This window comes from Halorubrum trueperi (assembly GCF_042662525.1).
Taxonomy (GTDB): domain Archaea; phylum Halobacteriota; class Halobacteria; order Halobacteriales; family Haloferacaceae; genus Halorubrum; species Halorubrum trueperi.
The window spans coordinates 91,361-107,590 of record NZ_JBHSXI010000008.1 but is presented as its reverse complement, the minus strand read 5'-3'; the positions used below and the strand labels follow the sequence as shown (position 1 = coordinate 107,590).

The window sequence follows — 16,230 nt, the reverse complement described above, 5'->3', positions numbered from 1 at the left end:
CTGCCTACGGACCTGCTCGGGTTGGTGACGAACCCGGTCTGAAATTCAAGTACGATTCGGGTCGGTAGGGTTTGTTGCCCCCAAGAGGGGTGTGGGGGGATTCACTCCCCGTTACCGATCCATGACCGAATCAGAGTACCCCTGGCGAGACGAATCGCTCCTCTACGAACTCTACTGGGAACAGGAGTTGAGTACGGTCAAGATCGCGGACGAGCTAGGATGTACACAACAGACGGTCTCGAAGTGGATGCAGAAGTTCGACATCCCTCGTCGGGATGCACGCGAGGCGGCCCCGAACCGGCGACGGCATCCAGCCGTGTTCACCGACCGTGGCTACGTCATCTGTGCTTCGAACTATCGCGGGACAACAGACTCCGTCGGTATCCACCGGCTCGTAATGGTCGCAGAGCGCGGGTTCGACGCCGTCGCGGACAAGCACGTTCATCATAAAAATGGCGTCCGCTTTGACAACAGGCCGGAGAATCTCGAACTCCTCAGTCGCGCCGAGCACGCCGAACGACACGGTTTCGGGTCCGAGATTAAACCAACGGACCACGAGTGGGGTGTCCGATCGCGAGCGGGACGAACGGGGGCGATTCAAATGACGACGGCATACGTCGGCCGACGTCGACGAGGAGAGCTCGTTGTCACTCGCCGTCCCGAGGACACAGAACTCACGCCCGACCGCAGTCTCGATCTCGTCAATCACAGTCCGCGTGGCTTCGAGGTCGGGTATCGAGGTAGCGGGCCCGCCCAGCTCGCGTGCGCACTCCTCCTCGACTACTACGACGATGAGCAGTTCGCCCGTGAGCACTACATCGCGTTCCGGAATCAGGTGGTTTCGCAGCTGGAGTGCGACGGTGCCGCGGCGTGCTGGCACCTCCCCGGCGAGGAGATCGACGCCGCGATGGCGACCCTTACCGACGACGTCGTCGCGCTCGCCGACGGTGGACGGCCGTCACCGACGCTCCCCGAGAACTGGCGAGCCGTCTCTCGCCCGGACCGGCGGGTCTTCCAGCGCGCTGATCGCGACCACTACATCGTGCTCGGGGATGGAAGCGACGAGTGGCTGGTCGTGCTCTGCAGCCAGGGTGACCGGGCATATCCTGCCCCGCTCGCACATCGGACGGTTGCCGAGGATGCTGACGTAGAACGGGTAATCCGGGAACTCGCCGAAGAGAGCAACGACCTCATCGAACCCCCGGAGGGGAGGCACTGATGGAGACGCTTCGACTGGCGCGAGCCACCCATCAGCTCCTCGAACGTGGTGTCGAGGCGCTCAAGAAAATCGGGCGTGAACTGGAGCGGTACAACGACCGACAGGAGCGCACCAACGCCACTAATTGAATGTCCGTTCTGTGGAAAGGTGGGTCTCCCTGAACGCATCCAGATCCACGACCGAAATCGGGTGAAGTTATGAATTCAGGAGATTACTCCTCAAGCGTTAGGTTCGTATAGTACACATCAACCGAGAAATCGCTCTCAACAGAATTGTTCTGATAATATATATTGTCCTGATTTCTTATCCAAATCCTGAACCCCCATCGAGACTGATAATCTTCTCTTCGCATATCCCACTCCCAACAATTACTTTCAATTCTCGCATCAGCACTCTCCGGATTGTCAGGATGTTCCGCGTCGTTTAGGAAGTCAAACGAGTACGTAATCGTATCTTCGTCTGTTTTAGCAACTTCTGTCACGCAGAGCTCAATGACAGTGTCCTCGGAGACAACTAATTCGTCATCAATTGATACGTCTTTACTAGGGGGATCCTCGACTGAGATAGCTATTTCGTGCCCCAAATTATCCGTGACCTCGAAAATCTTAGGCTGAGATGGGGAATACTCCTCTGAACCAGAATCATCGGTAATTCCTCGAGCGGTTATTTGAAATTCAAGCTCAATTCTCCCGGTTGAGCCCTCCCCATGAACATCTGAATTATCAAAGACCAAAAAGTAGTCACCAGAGGGTTCCACAAGTTCGCGCTCAATTTCGTTAACACCAGTCGCCACGACCTCCGAAGACGACACGTCTCCCCCTCCATCTTGGTAATTTGCAAAATTCCTTTCTCCCTGAAAAAGCAAGATGTCAAGGCCTGCTCCGCCTTCGATTGCTCCCGACAATTCAATTAGAGAACGATGCTCCAAACGTAGTTCTTGTTGGGTAAATTGGCCCTCATCAAGGACGACGTTACCCGTAATCGTCGTTACTCCGCCTGTTGTTTCGGTAGTGGAATCTGCGTTTACTTGTTCAAAAGTTTTAGTCGGAGAAGAAGTCGAAGTGGTTGAGGACGTGGAAGTAGACTCTTCTGTCGAAGTCGAATCGCTATCATTCCCTGGGTCTTGGGACACACATCCAGCAATTCCAAAGGGGAGTACCGTGGCTGATGTGCGGATTAGAGTTCGGCGACAGAAAGTAGAAAATTGGCCCTCTGTTGTGTCCTTAGGATTCTGACTCATTACTAAAGTCAGTATCATCCACTTACTAACCCTTTTTCACCCATCTGTAGCTTCAGGCATTATCCACAGGGGTTGCATCAATTCGAAGGGTGATAATCCGAATTATAGAGATTCGTTTTTCTGCGCCAGCGATGGGTGCAGGCGCAATTCCGAATGCTATACGCCTGCGGATGCAACGATGAAAGATCCAGAGACAGCTACGATCTTCGCTGGCGTCGATGGACGTACCGACACTGAACTACCCGAGTGGTACGCCGAGCAACACGGTGGTCCCGAACCGATCAGCTTCAGTGCGGCGATTCGAGAGCTTCCACAGGCCGTCGACACTGAAGTCGCATATCGCAACCCGTACAGCGATGAGTGGGTCGAAACGGAACGGTTCAACGCAATCGTCGAGCCCTCGCGGTTACAAGCAGAAGCAGGCGGCGACACCGGGACGGAGTCACTATTTCACATTCCGACTGACTCGTACTCGATTATCAATCCGGTCGACGTCTACGGCCCGCTGGAGGAGGTCCTCCGCGAGGAGACCATCGACGGGACGCCGCTGGGTGACGTGATGTTCGGCGAGATCCGGCGCTACCGGGGCGGTGGCGAGGTCCACATAGACATCATGTTCGACGGCCTCGAGGTGCGCCTGCCCGGCCGGTCGGACCCGATCACGATGGGCGTCACGTCGGGCTACGACTTCTTCGGCGAGCACGCCGTCTACGTGGAAGGGTTCGCTCAGGACGGCTACTGCTCGAACACGATGCGCTCGCTCACCGACAAGGAGGTCATCAAACACGTCGGCGACGTGCGCAACTTCCAGACCTGGTGGGAGGAGATCCTCGCACAGGTCGAACTCGTCGCCGACGATCTCTTCGAGTTCATCCGTGACGCCCAAGACATCGACCTCGACTTCTCGGAGCTCCCGTTCACCGTCACGGAGTTCTACACCCTGCTGGGCTTCCCGGACTATCTGGCCGAGCGTGCCGCCGGCGATGCAGAAGCCAATGCGGCGTCTCCCTTCGAGATCGACATGTGGACGCTGCATTCCGGCGGGACGTACGCGCTCACCCACTTCTTCCAGGGGAAAGAAGGGGCATCCCTCGATCAGTACGTCCGGATCGCCAACGACATTCTGTTCAACCCGGAAGGTACGATCGAACGTGTCGAGCAGGCGTACGAGCAGCAGCTAGAGGCAGACGGTGACGACGGGTCACAGGCCTCACTGGCCGGCGAACGAGCGCTGGCGAGCATCGAACGGGTCAGCGACGACCTGCAGGAGAAAGTCGAGCAGTTCGAAGAACGCGAGGACGCGCTGCGTGAGCGGTTCCAAGAGGCGATGGGCTAAGACCAGTTGAAGAGAAAATTCGCCAGGCCTGCTTCCGTTCTAGCGGCTGGAATCCACTGCTGACAGTATTAAGTGAGTAGGGGCGTACCCAGAGACCATGTCTATTGAGCATAATCCGACTCTCGACGCGCGAGAGCCACAGCAGGGGGATATAGAGACTTTTGAAGAGTTGGAGCGTGGTGACTCGGTCAAATTCTTTGAATGGCCCGTCGAGCCGTTGACCGTGATCGGCTGGGAAGAAGACGATAATGTCGGGAATCGGGTACGAGTTGAAGCAGAAGGCGGCGAGTCGTTTCTCTACCAGGTAGACGGCTACCTCTGGCATTACGTCCCTGAGGACGAGTTCGCCGGCGAGAATAACCCATACCCTGTTCAGAACCTCGTTTTGCTCGAATCCTCGGAAGCCTGATTGGGCTTCGAGACAGCTAGAATCCTGTCGCGAAGGCCTCTATTTTGATGGTCTCATTCGCAGTGGGTGCACCTTCCCAAAATCTACTGCTTCAATTCTCTGCTGTTGCTCGTGCCCTCGATAGGTGGAGGCATCCGTTATGGGTACTTCTACAGACGACTCAGAGGCGTCAGACGAATTTCCGCCTGAAAAGCGGCTTGAAGCACCGAACACGCGCCTGATCAAGGCAGGGATCGCGACGATTCCGGATATGGAAACCCTCCAGGAGTGTGTTGCCTACGAGAACGCCCACCAGAACCGAACGCAGATTCTGCGCCGGCTCAAGTGGAAGGCTGAAGAGCTGCGTGAGAACGAAGAGTAGGCTCTGTTCTTAACCAACACACTCCGCTAAGTTCATCTATTGTTGGTTAACTGGCTGTGCCAGCACTGTTGGAACATTATTAGTTGGACGCCAATTCGGGAAACAACCGATAGAAGGAATGCCACTGGCTGGAAGAAGGTCAGATATCCCACTGAAAGAGGACTCTTCCAAACCGTTATTTAACAGCCCGATAACAACCTTTTATCTGGATGATGAATTCTCTCCTTTTAGGCCACGTCATAATTTTCGCACTATCTGCGATAGCCTGCGTGGCGACTATTCCACAAGCACGGAAGATACAACATCCGGAGACACGTGAAGGGCTGATCGTCTTCCTCGGTTCCGTCGCTCTGTGGTCTGGAGGATACATCGGCTATCTTCTTGCACCGACACGGGTGGGGAAACTCGCCTTCTATATATTTGGCTTCGTCTTTGCCTTCGTCGCTGTCGGGGCCTGGCTCTACTTTTGTGCTGCATATACCGGTCGGCCACCTCGACACGCCCCATTCCGAAACCTCATACTCGGGACGTTCCTCTTTTTCACCGCCCTCAAAGTCACGAATCCACTCCACAATCTCTACTTCACGACGGAATGGGTCACAGAACCATTCCCACACCTCGTGATCCATCACGAACTGCTCTACTGGATCGTCTTAGGACTCTCATATGCCGCCATCGCTGTCGGGTTCTTCGTACTGATGGAGCGGTTCCATCATACTGGCAGTGACAGCCGTCCGCTCGTCGTGCTCGTTGGTCTCTCAGGCCTCCCAGCTGTTGCAACGATTATTGGCGGTCAGGTCGATTGGCTGCTTCCATTAATGTACGAGCCGCCTGGCGTCGCCCTTTTCGCCGTTGGAACGCTGTTCTTCTACAGACAGCGGTTTGAGACAATCCGATTAACCGGGGAGTCAGATAAACCCGCAATCTTCCTCGATCAAGAAACCCGGATCCAGGATTATAATCAAGCGGCTCGCAAACTTTTCCCAGCCCTTGAGGATTCCTTTGGCACACCGCTTGAGACAGTGAATACCGCACTCGCGGATCATCTCACCAACCAAGATATCCTGGCAATTACGCAGGATGGTGATACCCGGTATTACGATGTGTCGAGCACACCTTTCTTAGCAGGTGAGGTAACGACCGGCCAACTAGTGACGGTTACCGACGTAACTGAACGCGAGTCATATCGACAGCGACTCGAAGAGAAAACCGAACAACTCGAGGCCCTAAATCGCGTGGTTCGGCACGACATCCGGAACGATATGGCCGTGATTCTCGGATGGGCCGAGATCCTCAAAGACCATATCGATGAAGATGGGGAAGACGCTCTGGACCGAGTGTTGCAGAAGTCTCGGCACGTAATTCAGTTCACAGAGGTCGCACGTGAGTTCGTTGAATCACTCTCGGAAGAAGGAACAGCTGAATTAGAAGAAATCCAGCTTCAGCCACTTCTTGACGCTGAACTCGCTGCAGTACGTGATTCATTCCCGAACGCACAGTTTCACGTATCGGGTGAACTCTGCGACGTGTCTGTACAGGCAAACGAGATGCTTTCTTCGGTCTTCCGGAACATCCTCGAGAATGCGGTCCGACACAACGACAAAGAGACCCCTGAGATCACCGTCTCTTGTGAAGAGAATTCAGAGACTGTCCGGTACCGGATTGCAGATAATGGACCTGGCATCCCTGACCAACAGAAAGAGCAGATCTTCGGGAAAGGGGAAAAAGGACTGGACAGTCCAGGATCGGGGATTGGTCTATATCTCGTCCATCTCCTGACTGACCAATTCGGTGGTGAGGTGTGGGTCGAGGACAACGACCCAACTGGTTCAGTCTTCGTCGTCGAACTGCCTATTCATAAACCATCGAACAAGACGTCTTAGTACTGAATTTCAGTATAACCTAGTCGGCGGCCCTCGCTTCCAAAAAGTGGAGGTAGCTGCCATCCGCCTTGCGAGAATCGCCCATCGAGCCGCGGTTCCGATCAATATCTGAAATAGAGTGAGTGCGGACATTCAAATACCATGCCGGGACCAAACTGAGTGACTCAATCCCCTCAGAGATCATGGGCAAGAAGCTGTACTCAGACGATGAACTACTCAATCGGCTCCAGAAGTTCGCTGAGGAACTCGGTCGTCCCCCGTCGCAGAGTGAGATGGACGATTCAGGGCCTCATGCTTCGAAGACGTATAGGGATCGATTCGGGTCGTGGAATAACGCACTCAAGGCTGCCGGACTTCAAACAGGAACGAACGACCCAAACGGACGACCACCAACCCCCGAAGAAAATCTTCTCGCAGATCTCAAATCGGTTGCCGATATTGTAGGAAGAACTCCGTCAGAGCGCGAATACAGTAATCACGGGGAGTATTCGGTAAAGACATACTGCAAGCGATTTGGAGGGTGGAATTCAGCACTACAGGCTGCCGGTTTTGAACCGAACGTCGAAATGAACCTCTCCAAAGAGACACTCCTTACTGCCTTACAGGGGTTCGCTGAGAAACTGGGTCGACCGCCCACAACAGATGAAATGGACCGGAGTGGCCCCTACACCACGAGTTCGTACAAGCGAGCATTTGGAACCTGGAATCGTGCTCTTCGACAGGCGGGATTGGAAGTCCACTCCGTATGGGATGTGAGCGAGGAGGATCTGATATCCGAACTCAACAGTCTCGCCGAAGAGCTAGGCTATGTCCCTCGGAAAGATGAGATGCGGAACCAAGGGAAATGGAGTGCAGCAGTCTATCAGGAGCGATTCGGTTCGTGGAATGAAGCTCTCCGAGCTGCCGGCTTCGAGCCGAATGAGCGGTGGCGAATCCCACGGAAGGAGTTGTTAGCCGAACTGCGGGCTGTTGCGAATGAGCTGGGCCACCCACCGACAACGACGGAAATGAACGAACACGGAAAGTTCACCATCAAACCGTATCAGCGTGAATTCGGAACGTGGCGAACGGCCCTTCAAGCGGCCGACTCGGACTATCTAGAAAACTATCGTCAGTCAGATACTGAGACAGTTCCGTTTGGCTCGAACTGGCTACAGATCCGTGAGGGGATCATCACCCGTGACAACGAGTCCTGCCTGCGCTGCGGAATGGGCCGCGAAGCTCACCGCGAGAAATTCGGACGTGATCTCCCGGTTCACCACCGGATTCCTCGGCGCCGGTTCTACGACGACCCAGACCAGTCGGTCGACGATGCAGATGTACCGAGTAACCTGCTGACTCTCTGTATCCCGTGCCATCGCCGCCTCGAACGGCTGCCAGTCCAACCAGTAGTTGACTAACAAGCGAAGTTCCACGTTCAGCACATAGAGGTCGCCGGCGAGCAGAGCGTCTACCTCCCGTCGGCGTGATTTCGCGACCTGTTTATTGTGCCCCCCGAGAGGGCGAGGGCTCCTTCGAAAGCTCTCAGAGGTGACTTCCAGTGAGTCAACAACAGAGTCCCGACAACGTCTCGATCGACGAGATCCCGGTCGATATCGACAACACGCAATCAGCGGAGGTCGATTCCGCCGACGTGCCCGACGAAATCGAATCCATCACCCGTGGGCTCGCCGGTGAGCAGCCGCCGACGAATCCGCTGGTCGTGTTGAAAGCGGCTCGCTGGTGGTATCTACACGGCAAGGGCGGCACGGATCCCGCCTTCCAGTGGGCCATCGAGTGGGCGCGTCATCTTGCGACGGACACGCCCAGCGATGTCGAACGGTTCGACGAGTTCCTCGAGTACCTCGTCTCGGTTGGCTTTGCGAACGAACGCCACGAGCTCCGCTGACCGACAGAGCGGTTTTTTGAACGCCCCTGAGGGGTGCGGCGCGGTCTGAGCAGACGCAGTCGCCGTGAACTCGATTCGGTGAACACAATGGCTACGACCAGTGATTCGTCGGTTTCCTTCGATGAGACCGACACGCGAGACGACGAGATGAACAGCACCATCGAACAGTGGATCGACGACCTCGTCGCCGGCGTCGACGACGCGCAGGCCAGCACGGAGTTCCAAGAGTGGCTCGACGTCCAGAGTCGGTTCCACGACTACTCCTACCGGAATACACTCCTGATCAGGCACCAGTGTCCCGAGGCGACCCGGGTAGCGGGCTACCGGACGTGGCAGGAGGAGTTCGACCGCCACGTCACGGAGGGCGAGTCGGCCATCTGGATCTGGGCGCCAATCATCGCGAAACAGTGCCCGGAATGCGAGAACTCGCCGAGCTACCACGAGGACAGCGACTGTGACTACGACGAGACACCACCCGAGGAGTGGTCCGAGGGCCTGGTCGGGTTCAAGCCCGCCCCGGTGTTTGACATCTCCCAGACCGAAGGCGAGTCACTTCCCGACCTGGACACGGAAGCGACCGGGGACGCCGGCGACCTCGTCGAACAGTTGACTGCCGCCGCTGATGAGCTCGGTGTGACGGTGCGAATCGTTCCCGACGAAGACTGGACCCACGGCGAGGCGAAGGGCATCTGCGAGCAGCTGAGTCTCGTCGACATGCAACCGCGTGTCGAGGTGCGTGATCGGGAGAACGATGCCGATCTTGCGCGGACGCTGATCCACGAGTACGCCCACGCCCTGCTCCACTTCGACGTCGACGACGACACCGAGCGGGCGAAACGCGAAGTCGAGGCCGAAGCCGTCGCGTACGTCGTCGGGCGCTACTGCGGGCTCGACACCAGTGGGTCAGCGTTCTACCTCGCTGCGTGGGAGTCGGAAGATCCCGAGGTCGTTCGCGAACGACTCGGACGCATCAGTCGGACGGCAGAGGAACTCATCGACGTTCTCGAGGGCGAATCCTCGTCCTAACTCAGTTAACCAACGTTGTGGCGGATTCCTTCCGCTCTGTTGGTTAAGTTTTTCCGCGCCCGCGGAGGGGCGGGGGCGCATTTCGACCTCCGTCGAATGATGACTGACCGCTATCTCACGACAGTCCTCGAGGAAGCCGAGCACGTTGTCGAGCAACACGACCAGATCGCTCGAACGACAGACAACCAAGCCCACGAGTACCTCCGATACGCCGTTCTTCGGGTGCTCGAAGGCGAAGCGGTCCACCTCCCGGCAGACTGGACGTTGATCGACGGCGTGACCGTCGGCTACGGGAGCGACGAGGCGATGTTCGACAGCTGGGGCTCCAGCGAAGACTGGTGGGAGACTGTCCCGCCGCAAGAAGCGTGTACCCGGTTCCGGGTGTTCTTCCCGGACAACTATCAGACGGTTCCCCGTGATATCGTCGACGTGATGGCCGCGCTCGGAGCCTGGCGCGTCTGGACCGGGAGCGCAGCCGCGTGCGGCTCCTACGACCATCGCGAGCGCCGCGAGGTCCACTACCTGTGGCCGGAAGGCCATCCGGTGGAGAAGGTTCTCCACGAACGGCTCAGTGGCCCTGCGGAAGCCGTCGCGCCGGACGGAGGTCGAACGGGCGACGTTCGCGACCAGCTGGTCGTCGACAAGAACGCAGAGTCACAGGACGATCTTGAGCCCCGCACGAAGCGTGCCGTCGCCGAAGCGATGGACGTCTCACTCCTCTCGAAAGGTGGCCGCTACGAGGTGCAGTCCGCGTCCGGAAACAGGTACGAAGTCGACGTCATCGACGAATCGTGTGCCTGTCCCGACTGGCAGCAGCGCTCACCCGAAGGGGGTTGCAAACACCTGCGTCGCGTCGATTACGAGATCAAACGGGGCCGTGTACCCCGACCAGACGGCCGCCTTCCATCTGAGCTGTAACTGGACGGTTTAGTTCTCTTGGACAGAATACAGTACACTGTCGTCGTTATATTTGATATACTGATAAAACTCGAAATCAGTGAAGAACCGTACATCGCGTTTCGTAATGAAGGATGGAACAACATTCGAGACGACGAAAATTTCTACGTCCATATCAGTCCAATCATCTGAGATTGTTTGTTTGTCCCGATCAGTATCATCTCGTGAAACTTGCGAAGTGAACGTATCTCCAGCCTCTAACTCGCGCCATGATCGGACTTTCTCAGGGAACGGACCTTTCCCTTCACGGTTGGAATCGGGCGGGACTTCGTTAAATATCACTCTGTTGAAATACTGATTTAACTCCGTAATCCCGTCTGCCTCGTTAATTTGGAGAGGTGGGAATCGATACTTTACCTCGATAAAGATAATCCGGTTCTCCAAGACGCATAGTAAATCGATTTCGTTCGGATCCTTGGACGTGATTTCAGCACTGTGATAGCAGTCGATTCCTTGCTCGGTTAGAAACTCATACAGATTTCGTTCACGAATCGTCCCGTTATCACCTGCGACGTTCGATAGCAAGGTGTGTCCATTCGGTTCATCAGTATTGTTTTGCAGTAACGGGAACACTTGGAATTTCAGTAACTGTGCATAGTGCCGTGGATAGTACACGTTTGTCGTTGGGATCGTTCGGTGAGGAAGATCGAACGTCATTTCGAAGAGAAACGGATGCGCTTCGAGATTGTCCTCAGATACAACAACGTAGTCCTTCACCTCACTCCACTGCTTTCCGAACACCTCCCATCCACATTTATTCACCACTCTCGGTCTGAGCGGGATTACTGCGCTATTATACTGTGCATGCGCCATATGTTCAATTGGGACCTGGGCGTCTAGCTTATTCAGAAATTCCCGGATATCGAATACTGTGACGCCTTCAGGGAATCTAGTTTTGTACGTCATTCCGACACGGTCGTCTGAGCCAGCAAGGAACCGAAGCTGCTGAATTACTGGATACCACGCGTCCGCGAATCCTCTTGGAGTCTCCACGCTACCCGGCTCAACGCCGTCTGTCTGTCGGATTTTATCGTACACGTAGCTGAAGTCCTCATACCTGTCTTCGACACCACCAACGCTGTTCGTACAACGATCATTGCATAATCCGTACTCTGACAGATACCCGTCGTAATCCATTAGCAAATCCTGCATCCGGCCGGTGAATTCCTCAGAATTCCGGATACACACGGTGAACTGGTTTTGAACTCGTTCTAGCCGGGACACGAATTCAGTATAGTACTTCTGAACGGTGGTGAGCGTCTCGTCAAGTTCCGGAGAATCTTGTCGAAGTGTTTTATTTCCAAATTCACTATCATCTATCTCATAGATGCGCTTTATTAGGTACGCAACATATCCGAATTCGTCAGCTGGAAGTGACGTTTCTGCTTGCGAGAAAAACTGGTTGCTAATATAGTTCACTCGATGGAGAAGTTTGTACGTTAAGCTCTGTTTCGAGTATTCAGTAAGCAGACGATCAAGCTTTCGCTCTGTTAAAAAATCTTTTAGATACCAGTTGATTTTCGCATCAAGAACGGGTTTTGATTCAACACGGTAACCCGTACACTCCGGGCAAAATAACGAATTTAAATTTGTTTTAGAGAGGCAGAGCAAAGACCCGCAATCAGAACACGGCATACTCAAGTGATATTGTGGATCCCTGATACACGTTTTCCTTGTTGAACAGTTGGTTGTAGACGACCAGTCTTAAAGAAGTAACACTGGTCCATATAGACACTTCCACAGTTTTCAGCAGATTCAGGTGGTTATTTCTGTCTATTCTACCGGTCTGACTGTATTGCCATTTTGACGTACTCGATCAAACTTCTGGAGATACACGATCCGGTCGTGAACCTCGTCGAGATCCAGCTCCAGTTCGGCGGCCAGTTCGTCGACGGTCATCGGCTCCTCGAGTGCCTGGAGGACTTCGAGCCCCCGGTAGTACCTATTCGTGAGCTCCTGGACGCGTCCCTCAATCGGCGTGGTCACTCCGTATCGCTCCTCGAGTTCGACCAGGGCCTCGTTCGCGAACTTGGCGAACTGATCGTCCCCCAGGCGTTCGATCTGGGCTTCGAGTTCATCCCGGACGACGTCGTAATCGAGACCGGCCTGCACGAGCATATTCATGTCCTCGATGTCGTCATCGCGGCCTGCGATCGCCTTGAACAGGAAGATATCCTCGTTGCTGACCAGCCGGACCGTCAGTCGATCCAGGTAGAGGAACGGCTCGCTGCGCTCTTGCATACCGTCGGTGAGCACGAGCTTGTTCGCGACCTGCTGATTAAAGATATCGAGGCGACACCCATCGTCGTTCTCGACGCAGCTCGTCGCCCCCAGCGCCCGGTAATCTGGATCCAGCGATTGGACCTCCGCATACCCGAGGTCCATCAGGACGGCCCACAGCTGGCCATACGCGTCGCCATCCGGGACGACAAGGTCGATATCTTTCGTCGCCCCCTGAGGTCGCGCAGCGACATCGCACCACCACCGATCAGGTATACCGTGAGCGGGGCTGAGAGGCCATCCGCAATTCGCTGGAATTCGTTCTCGATGTATTCGCGTCCGAATGTTGGTCTCATTGTGGTAGTGGCACCTCGTAGTCAGCCGCCAGCTCCTGGAACTCGTCCCACTCCGGGAGCCGGTCGTCGTCGACCTCGCCGTGTGTCTCGAGGTAGCGCAGTAAGGCGTCGATTTCGTCTTCAAGGTCATACTTCGCCGCCTGCTTTCGGAGATCCGCTTCGTCGACGTCGACGTGGCTGAGCAGGAGGAGACAATACGAGCGGTGGTGGCTGCCGTCGTCGATGAGCAGCGTGTGACAGCAGAGCTCCGCCGGCGAGACTACGTCGAGGTCCTCGGAGTAGACGTAGTAGCGATGGCCGGTGAGCAGAAACTGGAGGTCGAAGGCCGCGAACCGAGCGAGGCCGGTTTCGTGGAACCCCTCCGCGTCGATCTCTGTCTCGGTCTGGGTGAGGAATTCGTCGTAGTCCTCCCAGAGAATCGTGCCTTTCGGGGCGACGGCTTCGAGGCGGTGGCGATGCAGATGGTGTGCGAGTTCACGTGCGAACTCGTGGAGGCGGTCGAAGTCGGCGTTGAAGTCATAGCGGCCGTCGGCCGTCCCGACGAGACCCCGGTCGCGAAATCGGTTGAGGACGCGGTTGACCGTATTGCGGTAGTTGTCGCTCCGGTCGGCAATCTCGGAGACGGTCCGCGGCTTGTCGAGGTAGTACAGCACCTCGAGTGCCTTACCGGTCAGCAGCTCGGGGAAGCCGATGTGGGAGTGCTGGCGGACGAGGTCCTGATAGAGCTCGACGGCGCGAGCATCCGACGGGACGACGCGTTTTCGACGGCCGTCGCGTTCCGTGTAGACGAGCCCCTTCTCGACGAGGTCGGCGACGGCACGGGAGAGGTAACTCTCGCTGTGGTCGAGCTTTGTCGCGAGTTCGGAGATCGTGTCGCCGCGGTCGACCGTGGCGAGGACCTCGAGTTCGATGCGCCGGAGCATTGTGTAACATAGTGAGAAACTTATATATAAAGAAGTTTCGAGTAGTGTTACAGTCAGCAGGCACGAGAGCCGTCTCCACCGCCTTAACCAACAAAACTATGGATTCGTGGGACGTGTTGGTTAACACGAGAGTAGCCGATGTCCTACGAACCCCCGACCCCACCGGCGAACCTCCCGACGGAGATCGTCAACACGCTCAACGAGTCGAGCCCGGAGCAGCTCCGAGACGTTGCGACGTACGCTGAGGCACTCGCCGAGCACAAGGAACGAGAGGCCCGTCTCGAGGAGTCGGTAGATCAAGAAGAGGTCGAAGAGCGACCAGACGATCTCCCGGAAGACGTTCCTGCCAAAGCGACGATCACGATCAAGGAGATTAACGACAACCGCTACTACTACTGGCAGTGGCGAGAAGGAGAGAAAGTGCGTTCCCAATATAAAGGTCCCGTCAGTCCCGACGAATAGACGGTAGTGAACCGTAGCCGGGTGTTTGTTCAGCGCAATTAGTAGCGTATCAGAGGACACCCCGCAGAGTGTGGGTGGGTTCAACCAACCCCACACCCCTCAGTGTGAATGGGTCCGGTCAGCCCAGACAAGTAAAACGCGAAGAGAAAATACCCACCCCACGTTTCCGTCGTAACTGGAGGCCGGTAGATGGAATGCGGCCACGATTGAGGGGATCACACCCCCCACGTTTCCGTCGTTTCATCACCCGGCCAAAGTCGATTATTGGGAGTAGAAGACGACCTCGGATCACCCACCCCACGTTTCCGACGTATCGAGAGATACACTCGTGATCAGGGGTGTGGTCAGCGACCGAAACGGGAGCTAGGCCAGGTCTTCCAGCCGGCTGTCCCGGAGGACAGATTTCAGCACGATGCCGGTATCCTGAACCAGCCGGTGTTCAAGATAACTGCCTTCACCTCGGCCACCACCGGTCCGAGTTGATTCAACGACACCGAGGAACGCCTGCTCTTTCAACAGCTCATAGACGCGGTGCTCGCTGAGAGTCTTCGCGTCAGCCTTCTCTGTCGTCACCTGATACCGTTTATAAATCCGGTTGGTAGAGAATCCATCCTCGTTCGAATTCTCTTCGGTGAGCAGCGCGAGAGAATAGAGGATGAATTTGACCTGGGTCGTCGACCCGCGTAGCAACTCCTCGAACCGATCGATTTCAGCCCACTCCTGGGCATCGCGAACGTGCTCCTCGACGACCGTCTCGACGTTTTCTCGTTCGGCAAGCTCGCCGGCGTGACGAAGAATTTCGATGGCCTTTCTGGCGTCACCGTGTTCTTGGGCGGCTAGTGCCGCCGTTAGCGGGATCACATCATCCGAGAGAACGCCATCGTGGAACGCGTCCCGTCGGTGCTTCATAATCTCGCGCAGTTGATTCGCGTCGTAGGGTTGAAAGACGAACTCTTCTTCGCGAAGACTGGACTTGACGCGTTCGTTCAGCTGGTCGCGATACTCGATCTTGTTGCTGACTGCGATGACGCCCAGGTGGCAATCAGCTTTCCCCGATTCGCGGGCCCGGGACAACTGCATAAGAATATCATCGTCATCGAGTCGATCCACCTCGTCGAGAATGATGATGACTGACTCGTAGGCAGTATCCAGGATCTCCCAGAGATAGTCGTAGTATTCACCACTGCCAATCCCTGCGCGTGGAATATCGAAGTCAGTCTCGTCCGTTTCGTTGAGTGAACGAGTTACCGTCCTGGCAACACGCGTCTGTGTGTTGTGCTGCGCGCAGTCGACGTAGACCGTGCCGACGGACACACCGTTCGACTCCGCGGCTCGACGGGCTCGTTCGGTGACGTGACGGGCAACCAGTGACTTCCCCGTACCCGTTTTTCCGTAAATAATCACGTTGTTGGGTGGATCACCACGAACGATCGGCCTGAGTTCAGCAGCAACGGCTTTGATCTCGCCATCTCGGCCGACGATACGTCCACTTTCAGGGACGTGACCCACCTTCAGCAACTCCTTGCGAGCAAAAATGTTGACTCGGTCGGGGTTGTCTTCATCAAAGTCAAAGAGGGGATCGTCGGCGGGATCCTCGTAGCGGCCGTCGAAGTCAGAGAGTTGGGACGGTTCCTCAGCCATCAATATCAGACATCTCGGAAGGGACCTACTTAATGATTTGGCTACCTCGACCAGAGTGTAAATCGGGCTATAGTCGCCTTTTGATGTTTTTGCTGCCGTATTAGCCTCACAAAGAGTCGAGTCGATCCCGAGTGAAACTGGATTCGGAGAGATCGGTACCGACACAGATGGTACCCCTAATCCAGAGTGAAACGCCGGACTTAAGCGGGTTTGTCACACCCCTAGTCAAGAGTGAAACGCCGGTGTGACGAACTGGGGTCGAGTGTGAACATCGAGTGAATGACGAGCGTTCGTCGGCACCCTCAGTCA

Annotated in this window: 15 protein-coding genes and 2 pseudogenes; 12 read left to right on the top strand and 5 right to left on the bottom strand. The window is 55.9% G+C overall.

Annotated features, from left to right (window positions below):
- Positions 1-121 precede the first annotated feature (121 nt).
- The 3 genes and pseudogenes from ACFQEY_RS07080 to ACFQEY_RS07070 all read left to right on the top strand — a co-directional run.
- Positions 122-454: pseudogene (locus ACFQEY_RS07080) on the top strand (HNH endonuclease signature motif containing protein); the annotation flags it as partial.
- Between the two features lie 147 nt (positions 455-601).
- Positions 602-1,219, top strand: coding sequence for a DUF6166 domain-containing protein (locus ACFQEY_RS07075; RefSeq protein WP_379766644.1), 618 nt, complete (start codon positions 602-604; stop codon positions 1,217-1,219).
- A complete protein-coding gene (locus ACFQEY_RS07070; protein WP_379766349.1) occupies positions 1,219-1,347 on the top strand; it encodes a hypothetical protein in 129 nt (42 codons plus the stop codon). The genes ACFQEY_RS07075 and ACFQEY_RS07070 overlap by 1 nt, the downstream gene beginning before the upstream one ends.
- An 83-nt stretch (positions 1,348-1,430) precedes the next feature.
- Here the strand turns inward: ACFQEY_RS07070 and ACFQEY_RS07065 are convergent, their stop codons facing one another.
- A complete protein-coding gene (locus tag ACFQEY_RS07065) occupies positions 1,431-2,123 on the bottom strand; it encodes a hypothetical protein (RefSeq protein WP_379766346.1) in 693 nt (230 codons plus the stop codon).
- 514 nt (positions 2,124-2,637) lie between these two features.
- Between ACFQEY_RS07065 and ACFQEY_RS07060 the strand changes: the two genes are divergently transcribed.
- From ACFQEY_RS07060 to ACFQEY_RS07025, 8 genes are all read left to right on the top strand, one after another.
- Positions 2,638-3,795 (top strand): hypothetical protein, encoded by a 1,158-nt coding sequence (locus ACFQEY_RS07060; protein ID WP_379766342.1) that lies wholly within the window; start codon positions 2,638-2,640, stop codon positions 3,793-3,795.
- A gap of 97 nt (positions 3,796-3,892) precedes the next feature.
- Entirely contained in the window at positions 3,893-4,204 is a 312-nt protein-coding gene (locus ACFQEY_RS07055) for a hypothetical protein (protein WP_379766339.1), read from the top strand.
- A gap of 139 nt (positions 4,205-4,343) precedes the next feature.
- Complete coding sequence (locus tag ACFQEY_RS07050) at positions 4,344-4,565, top strand: DUF8129 domain-containing protein (RefSeq protein ID WP_049983752.1); 222 nt, start codon at positions 4,344-4,346, stop codon at positions 4,563-4,565.
- A gap of 209 nt (positions 4,566-4,774) precedes the next feature.
- Positions 4,775-6,448, top strand: coding sequence for a sensor histidine kinase (locus tag ACFQEY_RS07045; RefSeq protein ID WP_379766336.1), 1,674 nt, complete (start codon positions 4,775-4,777; stop codon positions 6,446-6,448).
- Positions 6,449-6,630: 182 nt separating this feature from the next.
- Positions 6,631-7,848: a homing endonuclease associated repeat-containing protein gene (locus ACFQEY_RS07040; protein ID WP_379766333.1), complete on the top strand. Its 1,218-nt coding sequence runs from the start codon at positions 6,631-6,633 to the stop codon at positions 7,846-7,848.
- 140 nt (positions 7,849-7,988) lie between these two features.
- On the top strand, positions 7,989-8,336 hold the full coding sequence (locus tag ACFQEY_RS07035; protein WP_379766331.1) for a DUF8013 domain-containing protein: 348 nt from the start codon (positions 7,989-7,991) through the stop codon (positions 8,334-8,336).
- Between the two features lie 87 nt (positions 8,337-8,423).
- On the top strand, positions 8,424-9,362 hold the full coding sequence (locus ACFQEY_RS07030) for an ArdC-like ssDNA-binding domain-containing protein (RefSeq protein ID WP_379766328.1): 939 nt from the start codon (positions 8,424-8,426) through the stop codon (positions 9,360-9,362).
- Positions 9,363-9,461: 99 nt separating this feature from the next.
- Positions 9,462-10,280: a hypothetical protein gene (locus ACFQEY_RS07025; RefSeq protein WP_379766325.1), complete on the top strand. Its 819-nt coding sequence runs from the start codon at positions 9,462-9,464 to the stop codon at positions 10,278-10,280.
- A gap of 9 nt (positions 10,281-10,289) precedes the next feature.
- Here ACFQEY_RS07025 and ACFQEY_RS07020 read toward each other — a convergent pair whose 3' ends face one another.
- The 3 genes and pseudogenes from ACFQEY_RS07020 to ACFQEY_RS07010 all read right to left on the bottom strand — a co-directional run bounded on the left by ACFQEY_RS07020 (position 10,290) and on the right by ACFQEY_RS07010 (position 13,818).
- Positions 10,290-11,954, bottom strand: a complete 1,665-nt coding sequence (locus tag ACFQEY_RS07020) for a hypothetical protein (RefSeq protein WP_379766322.1) — start codon at positions 11,952-11,954, stop codon at positions 10,290-10,292.
- 138 nt (positions 11,955-12,092) lie between these two features.
- Positions 12,093-12,895, bottom strand: a pseudogene (locus tag ACFQEY_RS07015) (DUF6036 family nucleotidyltransferase).
- Positions 12,892-13,818 carry a MarR family transcriptional regulator gene (locus ACFQEY_RS07010; protein ID WP_379766319.1) on the bottom strand — a complete coding sequence of 309 codons (927 nt, stop codon included), beginning with the start codon at positions 13,816-13,818 and terminating at the stop codon, positions 12,892-12,894. The pseudogene ACFQEY_RS07015 and the gene ACFQEY_RS07010 overlap by 4 nt, the downstream one beginning before the upstream one ends.
- Positions 13,819-13,956: 138 nt before the next feature.
- Here ACFQEY_RS07010 and ACFQEY_RS07005 point away from each other — a divergent pair, with 138 nt between their 5' ends.
- A complete protein-coding gene (locus ACFQEY_RS07005) occupies positions 13,957-14,280 on the top strand; it encodes a DUF6788 family protein (protein ID WP_379766316.1) in 324 nt (107 codons plus the stop codon).
- Positions 14,281-14,643: 363 nt separating this feature from the next.
- Here the strand turns inward: ACFQEY_RS07005 and ACFQEY_RS07000 are convergent, their stop codons facing one another.
- Complete coding sequence (locus ACFQEY_RS07000; RefSeq protein ID WP_379766313.1) at positions 14,644-15,921, bottom strand: Cdc6/Cdc18 family protein; 1,278 nt, start codon at positions 15,919-15,921, stop codon at positions 14,644-14,646.
- Between the last annotated feature and the right edge of the window lie 309 nt (positions 15,922-16,230).